The organism is Massilia sp. Masssp93 (assembly GCF_059491295.1).
On the sequence record NZ_CP168502.1, the window covers coordinates 6,162,910 to 6,178,452 of the forward strand.

11 protein-coding genes are annotated in these 15,543 nt (G+C 58.7%); 4 read left to right on the forward strand and 7 right to left on the reverse strand.

Going from position 1 to position 15,543, the window contains the following annotated elements; translation table 11 throughout:
• Nucleotides 1–11: 11 nt before the first annotated feature.
• The 3 genes from ACEN9Q_RS25725 to ACEN9Q_RS25735 all read right to left on the reverse strand — a co-directional run bounded on the left by ACEN9Q_RS25725 (nt 12) and on the right by ACEN9Q_RS25735 (nt 2,451).
• A complete protein-coding gene (locus ACEN9Q_RS25725; RefSeq protein WP_495626509.1) occupies nt 12–734 on the reverse strand; it encodes a hypothetical protein in 723 nt (240 codons plus the stop codon).
• A complete protein-coding gene (locus tag ACEN9Q_RS25730) occupies nt 731–2,200 on the reverse strand; it encodes a hypothetical protein (RefSeq protein ID WP_495626510.1) in 1,470 nt (489 codons plus the stop codon). The genes ACEN9Q_RS25725 and ACEN9Q_RS25730 overlap by 4 nt, the downstream gene beginning before the upstream one ends.
• A gap of 77 nt (nt 2,201–2,277) precedes the next feature.
• Nucleotides 2,278–2,451, reverse strand: a complete 174-nt coding sequence (locus ACEN9Q_RS25735) for a hypothetical protein (protein ID WP_495626511.1) — start codon at nt 2,449–2,451, stop codon at nt 2,278–2,280.
• Between the two features lie 111 nt (nt 2,452–2,562).
• On the opposite strand from ACEN9Q_RS25735, the gene ACEN9Q_RS25740 reads away from it, so the two are divergent.
• A complete protein-coding gene (locus ACEN9Q_RS25740) occupies nt 2,563–3,480 on the forward strand; it encodes a WYL domain-containing transcriptional regulator (RefSeq protein WP_495626512.1) in 918 nt (305 codons plus the stop codon).
• A gap of 74 nt (nt 3,481–3,554) precedes the next feature.
• Here ACEN9Q_RS25740 and ACEN9Q_RS25745 read toward each other — a convergent pair whose 3' ends face one another.
• Genes ACEN9Q_RS25745 through ACEN9Q_RS25760 form a run of 4 tightly spaced genes read right to left on the reverse strand, consistent with a single transcriptional unit; the run spans nt 3,555 to nt 10,807 of the window.
• Entirely contained in the window at nt 3,555–3,821 is a 267-nt protein-coding gene (locus ACEN9Q_RS25745; RefSeq protein WP_495626513.1) for a PAAR domain-containing protein, read from the reverse strand.
• 29 nt (nt 3,822–3,850) lie between these two features.
• On the reverse strand, nt 3,851–5,674 hold the full coding sequence (locus ACEN9Q_RS25750) for a type VI lipase adapter Tla3 domain-containing protein (RefSeq protein WP_495626514.1): 1,824 nt from the start codon (nt 5,672–5,674) through the stop codon (nt 3,851–3,853).
• A gap of 2 nt (nt 5,675–5,676) precedes the next feature.
• A complete protein-coding gene (locus tag ACEN9Q_RS25755; protein WP_495626515.1) occupies nt 5,677–7,953 on the reverse strand; it encodes a T6SS effector phospholipase Tle3 domain-containing protein in 2,277 nt (758 codons plus the stop codon).
• A gap of 16 nt (nt 7,954–7,969) precedes the next feature.
• Nucleotides 7,970–10,807 (reverse strand): type VI secretion system Vgr family protein, encoded by a 2,838-nt coding sequence (locus ACEN9Q_RS25760; RefSeq protein WP_495626516.1) that lies wholly within the window; start codon nt 10,805–10,807, stop codon nt 7,970–7,972.
• A gap of 562 nt (nt 10,808–11,369) precedes the next feature.
• Here ACEN9Q_RS25760 and ACEN9Q_RS25765 point away from each other — a divergent pair.
• The 3 genes from ACEN9Q_RS25765 to ACEN9Q_RS25775 are packed head-to-tail and all read left to right on the forward strand — an operon-like array spanning nt 11,370 to nt 15,501.
• Complete coding sequence (locus ACEN9Q_RS25765; protein ID WP_495626517.1) at nt 11,370–13,211, forward strand: type I restriction-modification system subunit M; 1,842 nt, start codon at nt 11,370–11,372, stop codon at nt 13,209–13,211.
• A complete protein-coding gene (locus tag ACEN9Q_RS25770) occupies nt 13,208–14,566 on the forward strand; it encodes a restriction endonuclease subunit S (RefSeq protein ID WP_495626518.1) in 1,359 nt (452 codons plus the stop codon). Before ACEN9Q_RS25765 ends, ACEN9Q_RS25770 begins: the two co-directional genes overlap by 4 nt.
• The gene (locus tag ACEN9Q_RS25775; protein ID WP_495626519.1) at nt 14,563–15,501 is read left to right on the forward strand and encodes a DUF5655 domain-containing protein; all 939 of its coding nucleotides are present in this window, start codon (nt 14,563–14,565) and stop codon (nt 15,499–15,501) included. Before ACEN9Q_RS25770 ends, ACEN9Q_RS25775 begins: the two co-directional genes overlap by 4 nt.
• The last annotated feature ends 42 nt before the right edge of the window (nt 15,502–15,543 follow it).

The following is a 15,543-nucleotide window of genomic DNA, read 5'->3' on the forward strand; positions in this document are numbered from 1 at the left end:
ACCTATAAAGTTTAAGTTGGTCGAGCGACTTCTTGAGCGATTTCGAATAAGCGTCGCAACGCCAGTTCGCGTAGCTGCACACGGAGCCGGTGGGTGGGGGTGTAAGTCGCCGAGACGTCGTCGTCGGCTTTCCGGTCCTGCCGAATCAAGCCGTTGTTGTGCATGTTGGTCAGGCTGATTTTGAGGACGCCCACGAGTGAATTGGCGGAAGCGCGCTGGCCGGCCGGAAGCACGAGCGGCATGGCGCAGATGGCTTCCCAGCCCGGCGCCAATTCCGGCGGTATGTCCGCAGGCAAGCTGCTGGATTCCTTCAACCGCCGCGCCAGCGCGTGTAGGGTGTCCCGGAATGTCGACACCGCGGTGGGCGGGGGCGTGTAGGTATCGGAGTCCAGCCCGTCCGTCGTCGGGAAGAACGCCGCGGCGATGGCGACGTGCGCGAGCAGCATGCACGCCTTCTGTTCAGCATCCAGATTCACCCGAATGTCGGCCATGCGGATGGCAAATCGACTGGTACGCGATGCGGGCGCGACGATGAGACCGCGCTCGCTGACGTCCAGGATGACAAGCTCGAAGCCCTCCGCGACGTCTTGGACCTCAGCGGCAAAGCCCGGATTAGCCCGGTAGTAAGCCAGCAGCTGTCGGTATTCCTGGTCGTTGCCCGGAACGAGGTTCGTATGTAAGGCCTTGTAGACAAGCCGTGCGGCTTGCCGTGCTCCCAGTTGCATGTCAGTCATGTCTGTCCCCCCTTGGGACTGAAGCGAAGGTTAGTGCCGCGAGCGACATCGGAGATGAACTCGTTCAATGCCTCGGCCGTCATGTTCGGAAACTCCGATTCGGAATGCGAGTAGGCGCGGTAAAGGATGAGCACCATGCAACGGAGCGTGAACCAGTCGAAACCCGCGTCGTCCGCTTCGACCAGCAGTTCATCCAACTGCCAGGATTGCCCCGAAGCGAACTTGGTCCTCAGCCAACTGGTGACCAACTGGATGGTGCTTTCTTCAAACTGCAAAGGCGGCGGCTCGAACGGCGTGATTTCGCCGTCGTCATCGTCCAGCTCGCCGTCATCGCCGCGCTGCTCGAGCAGCAAGGCGAACAACGAGTTCAGGTCATACAAACGCGGCGGTACCGGCGGGTACACTGTTCCCAGTGTAGCTTCCGCTTCTTGAGCGAGCTCTTCGGTCGACAATTCCATGAGCTGCGGGAACAGCCTGGTTTCGAGGTCCGGCAATCCGGTCGGGGAGCGCGCGCGAAAGACCGACCGTTGCGATTCCAAAAAGCGGTCGTTCGCGCCACTGATGTCGCCCACGAGCTTGGTGCGCAGGGTGCTTGCTCCTTGCAGCGTCTTCAGGAGCAGCGCGAGGTTTTCGCGCGACTTGGGCTCCTCGGCGTGGCGCAGGGCGTCACGGACAGCCTCCTCCATGCGCTGGTCTTCTTTCTGGCGCAGCCGCACGTGCTGCCGCGCGCTGTCGAGGCGCGGTCCCATGTCGCGCGCCCAGTTGACTGTCCCCGGCGCGCGGTATGCCTGGTGCAGACGGTCACGGATGTGCTGACGAAACTCGATGGACAGCGTTCTAGCCCGGCGCGCGATTTCCAGCGCAGCTTCGAAGCGGCCTCGCTGCACCAGCATGTCGAGCATCTTCTCCATCAGCTCCTGCGCGTCTTCCGGAGCCAGGTCCAGCATGCCCAGGTAGACCAGGTAGCCCTCGGACGTGGGACGATAACGATAGACATCCTCGAAGTCGGGCTCGTAGGTGACGAGCCGAAAACGAAATGTGCCTGTCGTCCTGCGGGGCGCGTCGAAATATTCGTACGAAAACTCGCGATAGCCCTCAGCCTTGTTGTCGAGGGTTGCCAAGACCGTGTCCGCGACCTTTGCGAGTTCGGCCTTGGACAATCCGGGCTTCATCGCGGCCGCAGCCATCTCGATGTGTTCCAGCATCTCGTCGCTCGTGCAGCCCGTCGATACCGTCGTGCCTTCCATCATCTGGTCAAGCGCGCTCAGCACCAGATAGTGCGTGTCGATATTCTGGAACAGCTTGGTCTCTTCACCAATACGCTGCTTGTATAACTCGAGCGCGTAGAGCGGACGCAGCAACAGCAGGTTGCGTTGCTGCCGGGAGAGGTCCAGTAGCCCCGACGCGGGGGCAGCCATCTGGGTCTCGAGTTGTTTGACGTGATGGTGGGAGACGTTGTCGTTCATGGGCATCTGGCCGTGGATGTGGACGCCGTCGCTTTTATGTTCGGCGACGGGCGTGGCTTAGTCTCGTCCGAGTTTCCTTATTTTTCCTTGCGCACACCCTTGAATGGCGTCTTGTCGGACGTCTTCACATCGAGGAAGCGCCCGGTGCCTGTGTCACGTTTAACCCAGTTGCCCGACGACGTCTGGGTCTGACTGCGGTTCTTCACTGCGCCGATACGATGACCGTCGCCAGGTGGGTTGTTTTTCGCCATGTCTTTCTCCTGTTCAGAAAGTGTTAGTGTTGCGAGATTATAAAATCATTTTGATGATGTCAATCAATCGTTACGATTCTATGATGTACTCGTCTGTGTTAGAATGTCAAGATGAATCAACTTCAAACACAACACCATGCTGGTCAAGTGCCAGAGGTCCCTCGGGCTCAGCTCGAGCGTCTGTCGTACATCGACTTTCGGCTTTTTTTCTTGGGTGAGTTAAGGCGAAGTGACTTGATGGAGCGGTTTGGCATCGGTCCAGCCGGTGCAACTCGGGACATCGCGATGTACAAGCAAATTGCGCCAAACAACTTGGACTTGAATGGTGCAACCAAGGTTTATCTGTCGACATCACGGTTCGAGCCCGTGTTTAAACACGAACCGCAACGTGCGCTTACCGCGCTCTCGAGAGGATTCGGCGAAGGGATAGAGGTAGGCGATGCTCTCGTCAGGTGCGAAGTGCCTTTCCCATTAAACCAACCGGATTTGGTTGTCCTTGCAGCCATAACTCGTGCAATCCACAGGAGTAAACCCGTCCGAATTACGTATCACTCGGTAAGCAGTGGCACAGGAAGTCGTGAGATTGTGCCCTTTGGCCTGGTGAGCAATGGCGTACGTTGGCACGTTCGAGCATATGACAGAAAGTCTGCGGATTTTCGTGACTTCGTATTCACTCGGATAGAGTCGCCTGAAATTCTTGAGAACTCAACTGTCAGCCGTGAAGAGACACCTGAATGCGATGTTCAATGGAGCCGCATTGTGCAACTGGAGTTGGCTATACACCCCGACCATCCGCGTCCGGAAGTTGTAAAGCGTGACTACCCCATGGTAGAAGGCATTTTGAAAATTCGTGCCAGAGCCACTAACCTGGGATATCTACTTCAGCTTTGGCGCGTCGATTGTTCCCCTACGCACTCATTGCCAGCTCTTGAATATCCTTTGTGGCTACGTGACCCTCTAGCATTACACGGTGTCGAAAGTGCTGTTCTTGCACCAGGGTATGCAACGCCGCGAGGTCGTCTTGCCTGAGAGCGGCAGCCTAGGTTCGAAGGCGGTTGGGTAGAGCCAGAACCCTCACAAGCATGTTTTATGCAGTTACCGAACTATTCAGTACTGAAGTGCTTGAAACTTGAGATGAGCTTTGCACCGCAGCTTAGTTTGTCGCCGTCGAAAGCTATTTTTTTGCCCTTGATGAGGTGGTGCGAAGACCCGGTCGTAATCGTGCAGTTCGTGTGACCAGGGATGGGGCAACTGCAGGCGTCGCCGACGCACGCCACCGGCACACCGTGAACCTTGAAATGCGTGGCACTGCTGCTGACGACCTTGCCGCCGTGTGAGGTGGCATCGCCCAACCGGATGACGTTTCGCATTACGTCTGCTCCTCTGTCTCTTGTATCGATTACGGCCTTGCGGCGGTCGCGTTGACGGCCTCGTCTTTACCGAAGACGGCGCCCACCGTTGGCGGCTTGTAGTTGTCAGGGTCGATAGCAGGCTTGACCTGATGCTTGAAGACGTCGCGGCCTTCCTGCGCCTTGCGTCGTTCGTCGTTCGGAGGGCTGATGAAGACAATGCTTGCTCCGGCCGGGGCGCGCAGGTTGATGGCGGCCGACGGCCCACCTTCGATGTAGCTGCCCATGACACCCAACGCCATCTGGACGAAGAAAGTGGCCGCGCCAGTGTTGCCCAGGCGCCAGTCGGTGTTGATGAACTGCGCTGTCTTGCTGCTGTCGATTTCCGGCCCGCCCTGCGCCGCGTACTGGTGCAGCACGCCTTCCATCGCAACCAAGTGGTCGACGTTGTTGTCGAAGGCGGCGACAATCCTGGCAGGACCTTTCGCGCGCTCGGCGTCCGGCAGGGTTTGCAGCGCCTGCTGCCAGCCGGCCTCCAGTAGCTTTTGGCGAGCGTCCCGCCGCGTTACCGGCTTGCCGTGCTCGTCCTCGAACTTGACAAACACCGGGCGATGGATGAAACCCAGCGACGGCAAGTTGTCGAACGCCTTCATCTGCTCGCTGTTCCAAGGAATCGGGAACCACGGGGTCGGTTTCCAGTCCTTCGGCGGATGGTTCGCCCAGCGTTTGAATGCGTCGAGCAGCGGACTGCCGTCCTTCTTGACGTAGACCGGGTGCTCCGCGAAGGCGGCGGCGGCCTGCAGCCATTCCGCGACCGATGGCTGGCGGCCGATATTGACTTTGCCCGGGTGAGCGAGCTTCTCGGGATTAGGGACATCGTCTTTCAGTTGGTAGTACATCCTCCGCAGGTTCTCATGCAAGTAGTCGTTGTCCGGGTCGTCCCACACGTAAGGCCGCAACGGCTCAACCCTCTCGCGCCGGGCCAGCAAGAACACGGCGGTCGCATCCGGCCGCTCGGGAATGTAGTAGCCATCCTTCACAAGCCTAGGCGTGCCAGGGACTCTAATGCTATTGCGTACCGCCATGTCGTCGTTAGATAGCAGGACGACGTAAGGCAAATCAGGATATTTGTCGAAGAGCTCGAATGCCTGTTCCAGTAACTGGTCCGGGCGCTCGCCGAGCCGCCACGGACCGGTCACGAACAGGTGCCACGCCATGCCGGTGCCTTCGGCGCTGGCAGCCAGTCCTGACTCCGGTGAAATCTCACTCGGCTGATAGGGGAGATATTCGATTGGAGCGCCCGCATACATCGTCGGCACGCCCCAGAACATCGGAGACGGCTCGGCGCCGTTCTCCAGTGCGTCGCAGGCGCGACCGCCTGAAACCCCAATCTTGTCAGTGTCTGCCCACTCATACTTCTTCGGGTCGCGCTCGCGGATGCTAGCGTGCGGATTACCTCGTTGTAGTGCATCCCAAAGCTTGCCCTGCCGGTACTTTTCGTACGTGATGCCTAGGCCCAGCACTTCAAGCACGTATTCGCGACGTGCCTTCTCAGTGCGCGCGGCGGCTTCATGCTCCTTGAACTGCTGCGTCTTCTGCTGCCACGCCTGCTCGCGCGCGTTCGCGGCGAATGAGTCCTTTATCCATTTGCCGCCAAAGAGGACCGCGACCGCCAGCAGCGGCACGCCGAACCAGCGTACTCTGTCCATCGTCGTCTCCACGTTAACGTTAGCAAGCTCCGGGTGCCACACCCGAAAATCGAACACGAGCCACAACAGGAACAGGAAGGGGAACGCGCTTACCGCTCCCAAGATATATTTCCAGGCCTTGGGACGCGTGATGTCCACAGTCGTAGTGACGGTGTGGCTGCTCATGATTATCCCTTCGGTGCGCCTGGCTGATTCACGCGCCTGCCCGACGTCGTTTCCGAGACGACGATGTCCCAAAGCTTACCCGACAACATGGGCAGGCAAGACGGCAATATGCCCGTGCTGTAGTAGTCAACGTTGCCCTCGATGAGTTGCTTGCGCCAATCGGGCTCGCAGTTGTAGTAGGCGCCGTGTTTGTCTGTGAAATCGTCCCAAGTGGGCATTCCTGGGCGCTGTCGCTCAGTACGCTTTTCCGACTTCTTCAACCGCCAGTCCGCGACCGCGCATAGGTAGGAGTAGAACAGCCGATGGCTAGACGCCTGACCGCTGCCAATTGCCACGTCGTAGGCGGTGACGCGTCGATGGTTCTCGCGGCTGTCGAAAATCGCGCTGTGGAACGACTTCTCGCCCAGCTCGTGCTGCCAGCGCCGCCGTGCGTCGTTGGGGCTTTCCTGCACCACGGCCACCACTTTGCCATCCGGCTGGCGGACCGCGCGCACGACCGTGAATTTGTCGTTCGGGTCGTCGGGGTTGCGGCCTTGGGCCCGGTTGTAGGCGGTCTCAACCTGAGCGCGTTCGTGCGCCGGCAGGTCTTGCGGCGTGCCCGGATAGCGGGCTTGCCCGACCGGGTCGGGCACTTCCACGCTCCTGGCGAGCAGCGGGCTCGCCGTCACCGCAATCGCGGCGGTGATTGGGTCCACTTCCTCGCACGGCCCTCGCTCCTGCGGCGCCGCCTTGGCCAAGCGCGAGCCGGCCGGAATCTTGTTGGCATCCACCTGGTTGCCGCGCAGGTCCGCCTCGCACGGCGGGTGAAGCGGTTCGCCGTTGATTGCGCGGATGCCCTGCCGCTGCATCTCTGGCTTGTCTGTTGCGTCGATGGGCCATGTCGCAACCGGAAGCGAGTCGCGCAGGCTGCGCACCGTTGCTGCGACGTGCGCATGGTCGTCTTCGCCCCTAACCCTTAACGCGAAATCGTGCGGCGGCTGGCCGACCAGGACAGGAAGCACTTTCCCCGTGCGTGGGTCCAGCCGGCGTTTAGCAGTGAATACGCGCTGAAAGAAGCTTGCCCCAAGTTCGGCTAAGGGCTTGCGGATTACTGTGCTGGGGCTCCACCGTTGAGGACGCGCATGGGACACGTAGCCAAGGTCGCCGATTTCGTGCTCGGCCACATACTTGAATTGCTTTCCCCTGGCGTAATCTGGCACGCCCTGCCAACCGATACCGCGCATGTTATCCAGGGCGACCGTCATGTCCTCCGGGCAGAAGTAGAGGTAGACCTTGCCGCGGTTGTCGCGGTCGGCATCAGGCTTCCAGCAGCCCGCGACCATACCGCGGCAGTCGTACTCGTTAATCTTCGCAAACGCCGGCTCAGTCGCCTTCGACTTCACAACGCCAGACACGATGTTCACCAGCGTCTGCAGCCTGGCATGCAGGCTCTGGCGGCCATCAAGCAGGTCGTATTGCGACTTACTCATCGCCGCATCCGAGCCCCCCTGGAAATAGGTCAAGCCTTTCATCTCAATACCCATTTCCTCGTCCAGGCTATACGGCGGATGAGTCAGGATTAACGTGTCAGCGGCCCGCTCGCCTTTCTCAAGCAGGAGCGCCTGCGCCAGAAGACTCAACAGGCATCCTTGGCTGTGCGCGACGATGCTGACCGTATCCTTCGGCTCGAACTTGCGAATCATCGCGATGAGGGCAGCCAGGCGCAGCGCGGCCAATACCATGTACATGCGGCCCGGCCCTGTCTTGATAGGCCTGAGCGGGTCACCTACTGGGTCGAGGGGAGCGTAGACGCCGCGGTTCCACATATCCGGCAGGCTACTGGTCGCATTGCCAAACGGGCCTCCGCCCTTTGAGAGGTCCTTGTCGAGGCGTGTACCGTAACGGTCGGTTTTCTGTCCGTGCACGGTCTTTGTTTCGACTTTGGGCTCCGTGTAGCCCCAGTAGAACGGGATGACAGGGCTGTCGGTGTCCGATTTCACTTGGCGCTTGAAGAACACCGCATCCGGGTCATCGCCCACCTTGTCCTTGTCCGCCTCGCTCGGCATCTTGTATTCGGCCGGCTTGAAATACCGTAGAAGGCGCTCCTGCAAGCCCGCACAAAGGCCTTCCTCCACCGCGCTATATGAGGTGCCAACATCGTTGACTCCGTGGACCAGGATGATGTTGCCCGGCAGGTCGCGTGGCACCTCGATGACTTTGTCCCGGAGACGATTGCACTGAAGTAAAGTGCTCTCGCGTTTGACGACATACTCAATCTTCGGATAAGGCTTTTCGGCCATGTCTTCTCCCTGAAGGCTACTTGTCTCCACCGCCACGTAGCAAATCGATGTCGGCCATATGCATCGCGTCCCGCGCGAGCAGTTCGGACTTGCCGTCTGCGCCGCTCCGGGTCTTCGTGCCGGTACCATCGCTCAGCTCTATGTTCATGCCCGCATCCTTGACGATGCCGCCCTGGACCAGCTTCTCGTCGGCCGTGGCGGCACGCGGGTAACGCAGTTCGGCCTTCTGGTCCGCTCCGCCGCTACCGAATGTCGGACGTAGTGGCGTCATGGTTTCCGGGTCGTCGTACAGGTAATCGGGCGCATGGTATTGGATGGGATGCTTGCTGCCGATGACGAATTCCCCATTGCCCATCCTGACGAATGAGCCGTCTTCCACGACAAGGTGTAAGGCCTTCGCGGAGACTGTCACCACGCCATCGCTGGCCGTAAGCTGCATGTTCCTGGCCGAATCGATAGCGGTGTCGTCGTGCTGGCTCTGGAGAACGAGCTTGCCGAAATGAGCGATTGCGTTGAGCCCGCCGTGATGCGCAAAAAATGAGAGCCCCTTACCGGCGTTGACGGTGAAGCGCTGGCCGGCCGCGAGCTGCAGATGCTGCTGTGCGACAGTGTCGATGTTCCTGGCCGAGTAACTGACGATGGCCCTAGAGCTGGCAAATCCGATTCCGGCCGGCGATGTGATACCAATAACAGGTTCTCGTGGTTCGGTAGGCTCGGGGGCAGTATTGCTGCCGTCCTCCCATCGTTTGAAGCGGGTCAGCAGTTCGTCCTGGTCCTTGGCATCGATTGGCAGACCATTGTGCTCGGCCGCATAGTTCCCGAGTGCGCAGAACAGTTCGCCGCACTCGCGCAGCAGGCCAACGAAGTCGTCGCGAGCGAGCTGCTTGCCCTTAGTGCCTGCCCCACCGAACAGCTTCCAGGCACTCAGGAAGATGCCTCGCGCGGCGTGCAGCGCGATTGCCTCGTCGGTGCGCAGCTCCGCACCTTCGCCTCGCGGTGTCGCCTGACCGTCCTGCCGGAATTCGGTCAGGTAGCCCAGATTCAGTTCGGTCGTGGCGTGGTCGCTCGCCAGTTGGGCGCTAATCTGTCCTTGTGTGTCGTCGAAACGGAGCTGGTTGCCGCGGTGGCCATGCACTTCGCGACTGCGTAGGCCCGACTGATACCGGGTGGCTGGCAGCGCGTCTTCATGTCGGAAGGCTGGGGGAAGCGCGTCGGCGTTGTAGAGCTGTCCGACAATGATGGGCTTGTCCGGGTCCCCGCCGGCGAATTCGATGAGCACCTCCGTTCCAACCGGGGGCAACAAGCGCGCGCCGCATTGCGCGCTGCTACCGGGGCCGTTTCCCGCCCAGTTCGAGGCCACTCGAACCCAGGCCGAAACACCATCAAGATTGGAAGCGTTTGCTCCGTTCCCATGGGCGTTAGGCTGCGGCCTGACTGCCGGAAAACGTACTTTGACCCGCCCCAGTTTGTCGCACCACACCTGCTCGCCTGGTGGGCCAACGACAATCGCAGTCTGAACCTGCGGGCGCCGCAGGACCCGGCGTGGTGGAACGATGCGCACCCCGCGCCGCACGCAGGAGAACCGCGTCTTGTAGCGGGTTTGCTCTCCGTTGTCTGCCATGAGAACGGCGTCATCTTCGTGCGTCCAGCCGTTCCGGTTGAACAGCCGCTCGACACGCGTGCTGATGTCGACGGGGAGGTTATTCTGGGCGACTATGTGCTGTTCGGTGATGACAAATTGCCGCTCTTCCTCCGCGTGCGTGTCAATCTCTGGATGCCCCACAAGACTGAACCACTCACCCGCAGCCAGGTCACGAACGCCGCCTTCGCCATGAAAGGATTTGGAAGCGTATTCGAAACGCGCCATCTGCGTGTCACCCAGCGCGGCCAAATCAAGTATCGTGTCGCCCAGGTGCGGTGCCGCGACGTAGTAGTCCTCGAGGTTCGCGGCAAGCTTGTTTCCTCGTACACCCTGGTTCATTTGGGATGTGGACTGGACCGTCGTAAACGGCGCCGCATCGGGGTTCTTGTAATCGGGGCTGTACAGGGCGACCCTGCCGGGCTGTAAGCTGCGCTCCGCGCCCCAGTACGTAATCGCGTCACGCTCTTCGGTCGCCGCGTCCCGATGAAAGCGCACTGCACCTGCGGAATTCTGGCGAAGGCAATACGGGTCTTGGAAGAGGACGAGTGTGTGGCCGATGACGCGGTCCACCTGGTTGCCCGGGACTCTCGACCAATTCGGGAGCCCTGGACGAAAGAACCATGCGATGCCGAGCCGCTGCATCAGGCGGCGAATGAACGCGGCGTCCGATTCGTTGTGCTGCATGGTGAATTCGCGTCGCGGTGGCCTCGCGTTCATTAGGCCAGCATCGACGTCGAGGTCGAACGTGGCCGCCAGAAGCGGATTACTTGCCCGCCACTCCCTGATGAGCGTCTCAATGATGTCTAGCTCGCTCATATCCCGGAAAATGCGCGTGTTGACGCGGTTTTCCATCACGGACAGTGCGTCGCGCATGACCAACTGATACGTCGCAAGTCCGCCGTCACTCTGGCCAGACGAGGCTCCGGTAACGATGCCGCAAAGACGACGTATCTCGCCGCGGTCGGTGACGACTTGCAGTTCAGCGGGTAGGCCAATGAAGTTCTTGAGCGCGAGGCTGACACTCTCCGCGACGCAAAGGATTCGATGCTCGAAGCCGCCGCATATTGCTTCGTGTCCCACTACTTTCTGAGGGAGGAGCTGGCCATCCGCGTTCCCGTCAACGCGGTCCAGTACAAGCCGAAGTGGCCTGTTACTCGTCGAAAGGAGGTACTGAGCCAAGTTGGAGATTTGAACTTTGTCAAACTCTGCCATATGTTGTCCTCTGCTAGGGGCTCCAGTTCTTTACTGCACGAAAATAGGTTGATTACGTTTATTCTTTTTTAAGAAAAACATCACCTTCGCTCTACAGTTCCTGCTTGAGAAAAACAAATTATTGTTGTGCGAGCGGTGCGGCATACTGCGCCGCTGCAAATTGCATCAGACTCATGTGGCAAGTAGACCGAGCGCTTCGGCTTATTACGAGGACCTACACGATTTGTGCCGCGCTCCCATCAGTCACACCAACGGTTGGACACCCACATCTGTTTGGTTTGCAGGAGTATCCGCCTGGCAATATTTCGTGTATTGATTGGGTTCAGCTAGGGGCGGAATAGGAACAGCCGCGCCAGCTTCTTAGAGCCAGACGCTTGGATGACGCCGGACGTCAGGCATAACATCCCAGCCTCGAGCAGACTAAACGAAGACACTGTTGACCAACGCCACCCTTAACACCGGTTTTCTTCGTTCCGTTGTAAAGTTCGCATCCCGCTACCGAGGCTGACTACACCGATGGTAGGATGTTTATTTTCAGCAAATAACATTGACCAGGCTGCATATGAATCATCAGGCCCTGTCCTCCTTTATCTGGTCTGTCGCCGACCTTCTCCGCGGAGACTACAAGCAGTCCGAATACGGCCGCGTCATCCTCCCTTTTACCGTTCTGCGTCGTCTTGACTGTGTCCTTGAGGCTACTAAGCCGGCGGTACTGGTCGAGTTCGATGCTAAGACCAAGGCTGGCCTGAATCCCGAGCCGTTCCTGCTGCGCAAGTCCGGCCAAAGCTTCTACAACACTTCACCCCTGGACCTCGTGAAGCTGCTGGGCGACCAGGACCACATTCGCCAGAATCTCTACGCCTACGTCCAGGCCTTCTCGCCGGCGGCGCGCGACATTTTTGAACGCTTCGACTTTTATACGCAGGTCGAGCGCTTGGCCAAGGCCAACCTGCTCTACCTGGTGACCGAGAAATTCGCCAACATCGACTTGCACCCTGAAGTCGTGGACAACGCCAGCATGGGCCTCGTGTTCGAGGAACTAATTCGCAAGTTCGCCGAAATCTCGAATGAGACGGCAGGTGAGCACTTCACTCCGCGTGAGGTCATCCGCCTGATGGTGAACCTGCTGTTCATCGAGGATGACGATGTGCTCACCCCCGGCAATGCCGTGGTCCGCACCATCTACGACCCGACGGCTGGAACTGGCGGCATGCTGTCGGTCGCAGGCGAGTACCTGCTGGAGCACAATCCTCAGGCCCGGTTGACCATGTTCGGCCAAGAGCTCAACGACGAGTCCTACGCCATCTGCAAAGCCGACATGCTCATCAAGGGCCAAGACGTAGCGAACATTATTCCCGGCAACACGCTCAGCGATGATGGCCATGGTGGGCGCAAGTTCGACTACATGCTTTCCAACCCGCCCTTTGGCGTCGAATGGAAGAAGGTCGAGAAGGTCGTGCGCCAAGAGCATGAGAACAAAGGCTTCGATGGCCGTTTCGGCCCAGGCCTGCCGCGCGTGAGCGATGGCTCCATGCTGTTCCTAATGCACCTGCTCTCCAAGATGCGTCCGGCGCAGGACGGTGGCAGCCGCTTCGGCATCGTGCTCAACGGCTCGCCGCTGTTCACCGGTGGAGCGGGTAGCGGCGAGAGTGAAATTCGCCGCTATGTACTTGAGAACGACCTAGTGGAGGCTATCGTGGGCCTCCCCACCGACATGTTCTACAACACTGGCATCGCCACCTACGTCTGGATTTTGTCGAACAAGAAGCCGGCGGACCGCAAAGGCCAGGTGCAGCTCATCGACGCCAGCGGCTTCTGGCAGAAGATGCGCAAGAGCCTGGGCAGCAAGCGCAAGGAGATGAGCGATGCCCACATCGCCACCGTCACGCGCCTGTTCGGCGACTTCACCGAGGCAGAACTCGTTACCGTGTTCGATGCTGCAGGCGTTGCGTTGGGCGAGCCGCAACTCGTCACCGGCACCGACAACGCGCCCGTGCCTCCGGAGGGCGGAAAGGTCAAGCGCGTGCCCATCTCGCGTATTTTCCATAACGAGGAATTCGGTTACACCACCATCACCGTCGAGCGCCCTCTGCGTGATGGAAGTGGCAACGTGGTGCTTGGTATGAAGGGCAAGCAGAAGGGCAAGCTGCAGCCAGACAGTGCACTGCGCGACACTGAGAATGTACCACTGACCGAGGACATTCAAGCCTATTTCGAGCGCGAGGTATTGCCTCATGCGCCTGATGCCTGGATTGACAAGGAGAAGAGCAAGGTTGGCTATGAGATTCCGTTTAACCGCCACTTCTACGTCTTTGAGCCACCGCGTAGCCTGCATGCCATCGACGAAGAGTTAAAAGCTGTCTCGGCCAAAATTATGAAGATGCTGGAGGAGCTGGCGGAATGAGCTTATCGAGCTATAAGGAGTACGTGAACGTCCAGATGGAATGGCTTGGACTAATCCCATCGCATTGGAGTTTGCCACCGCTTTACTTGCGTTATCAGGCTGAGTTGGGGAAGATGCTAGACACAAGCCGTATTACGGGTAAGAACTTATTGCCGTACCTGCGGAACGTTGATGTACAGTGGGACAACATTAATCTTGAAGATTTACCTGAGATAGACATCGAACCGAGCGAACTATCTCGTTATACAGTGCGAGTTGGCGACCTCTTGGTTTGTGAAGGCGGAGAAGTTGGCCGTGCAGCTGTTGTAGATTCCTTACTTGGGCCAACTGCATTTCAAAAGGCGCTACACCGTCTAAGAGCAATTCAGCCTGGCGAAGTGCCGAAGTACATGTTCTACGTATTTTGTTGGGCAGTGAATGCAGGGGTTTTTACTAACAATGGTCAATCAACGATTGCGCATTTGACTGGGGAGCAACTGCGAAAGTGCCGTTTTCCTTGCCCTCCATTTGACGAGCAAACAGCCATCGCCGCTTTCCTCGACCACGAAACCGCCAAAATCGACGCCTTGATTGCCGAGCAGGAAAAGCTTCTAGTCCTGCTGGCCGAAAAGCGCCAGGCCACCATTTCTCATGCGGTCACCAAAGGCCTCAACCCAGACGCCCCAATGAAGGTTTCTGGCGTGGCGTGGCTGGAGGAGGTGCCAGCGCACTGGGAGGTGCGGCGGCTAAAAACCATAAGTCCAGAAATCACCGTCGGCATCGTTGTCGAACCATCCAAATACTATGTTGATGACGGTGTGCCCGCGCTTCGTTCCCTGAATGTTTTCCCAGGTCAGATTTCTACAGATAACCTCGTATACATCTCTGCCGAGTCTAACGAAACACTCGCAAAATCGCGACTACGAGCAGGTGACCTTGTGTCCGTTCGCTCAGGACAAACGGGCGTCACCTCTGTTGTACCTCAGCATCTCGACGGCTGCAACTGTATCGACCTCATCATTATCCGCAAACCACTCAATAACTGCGAGAGATTCCTCTGCTGGTTTTTCGCCTCTGATTCGGCTCTGCGACAGTTCGCCTCCGGTTCGGGTGGCGCGATTCAGCAACACTTCAATATCGGCACCGCAATGAACTTGCAGATTCCGCTGCCGCCTCTGGATGAGCAGCATGCCATCGCAGCCTTCCTAGATGCTGAAGCGAAGAAGCTAGATGCGCTATGTGGCGAGACAGAACGGGCTATCACTCTTCTCAAAGACCGCCGAATCGCCCTCATCACTGCTGCAGTCACTGGTCAAATCAACGTGCGGGGCACGGCAATGCAATACGCCAACATCGGACAGGAACTTGCTGCATGAGTGACATTCAACTTTTTCATCTGCACGGCAGCGGCACGGTCACTGAACTCGCTAGCAAATCGGTGCCACTGGAAAAGACTCTTCAAACCCTTATCGAGGGACAAATGGAGACTTTCCTGGGAGTGCGCTTCCTCGCCAGCGAGTACGCAACCGGCAAAACACACAAAGGCCGTATCGACTCGCTAGGGCTGGACGAGAACGGCTGCCCGGTCATCGTCGAGTACAAGCGCTACAGCAATGAAAACGTCATCAACCAAGGCCTGTTTTATCTCGACTGGCTGCTGGACCACCAGGCCGAATTCCGTTGGCTGGTGATGGAGAAGCTCGGTAAGGAAACGGCCGAACATATCGAATGGACGGGCACGCGCCTGTTGTGTATTGCGGCCGACTTTACCCGCTATGACCAGCACGCGGTGCAGCAGATACCCCGCAATATCGAGCTCATTCGCTACAAGCTGTTCGGAGACGACCTCTTGCTGCTGGAACTGGTCAACGCGCAGAGCGTGCCGGACGCCACGGCCGTCAAGCCAACCCCCATCGATGCACCGCCCACCCAGCTAGGCACTCCAAAGCCCGCTGGGAAAGACAAGTCGCTGGTCGAGCAATTGGGGCTGGCCACGCCAGAAATTCAAGCACTCTACGAGCGGACCACCTCGGTACTGCTGTCGCTGGGCGACGACGTGCAACAGAAGGCCCTCAAGCTCTACACGGCCTTCCGCCGGCTAAAAAACTTCGCCTGCATCATTGCGTACCCAAACCGCCTGCTTATCACACTCAAACTCGACCCAGCAACAGTCACTCTCGAAGAAGGTTTCAGTCGCGACATCAGTCAGGTGGGTCATTGGGGTACAGGCAACGTGGAGCTGTGCGTGCGCAACCCTGCCGACCTCCAGAAGGCCCAAGTACTGCTGGAGCGTAGCTACGCCGAGAACTAAGCGCTACTCAAGCATTCGCACAAAAAGACGAATAAGAGAAAA

What these genes read in the sequence shown, in the direction of transcription:
- ACEN9Q_RS25755 (WP_495626515.1), bottom strand. Translation starts at nt 7,953, where the DNA reads ATGGCCGAAAAGCCTTATCCGAAGATTGAGTATGTCGTCAAACGCGAG.
- ACEN9Q_RS25750 (WP_495626514.1), bottom strand. Translation starts at nt 5,674, where the DNA reads ATGAGCAGCCACACCGTCACTACGACTGTGGACATCACGCGTCCCAAG.
- ACEN9Q_RS25760 (WP_495626516.1), bottom strand. Translation starts at nt 10,807, where the DNA reads ATGGCAGAGTTTGACAAAGTTCAAATCTCCAACTTGGCTCAGTACCTC.
- ACEN9Q_RS25770 (WP_495626518.1), top strand. Translation starts at nt 13,208, where the DNA reads ATGAGCTTATCGAGCTATAAGGAGTACGTGAACGTCCAGATGGAATGG.
- ACEN9Q_RS25725 (WP_495626509.1), bottom strand. Translation starts at nt 734, where the DNA reads ATGACTGACATGCAACTGGGAGCACGGCAAGCCGCACGGCTTGTCTAC.
- ACEN9Q_RS25765 (WP_495626517.1), top strand. Translation starts at nt 11,370, where the DNA reads ATGAATCATCAGGCCCTGTCCTCCTTTATCTGGTCTGTCGCCGACCTT.
- ACEN9Q_RS25740 (WP_495626512.1), top strand. Translation starts at nt 2,563, where the DNA reads ATGAATCAACTTCAAACACAACACCATGCTGGTCAAGTGCCAGAGGTC.
- ACEN9Q_RS25730 (WP_495626510.1), bottom strand. Translation starts at nt 2,200, where the DNA reads ATGAACGACAACGTCTCCCACCATCACGTCAAACAACTCGAGACCCAG.
- ACEN9Q_RS25775 (WP_495626519.1), top strand. Translation starts at nt 14,563, where the DNA reads ATGAGTGACATTCAACTTTTTCATCTGCACGGCAGCGGCACGGTCACT.
- ACEN9Q_RS25735 (WP_495626511.1), bottom strand. Translation starts at nt 2,451, where the DNA reads ATGGCGAAAAACAACCCACCTGGCGACGGTCATCGTATCGGCGCAGTG.
- ACEN9Q_RS25745 (WP_495626513.1), bottom strand. Translation starts at nt 3,821, where the DNA reads ATGCGAAACGTCATCCGGTTGGGCGATGCCACCTCACACGGCGGCAAG.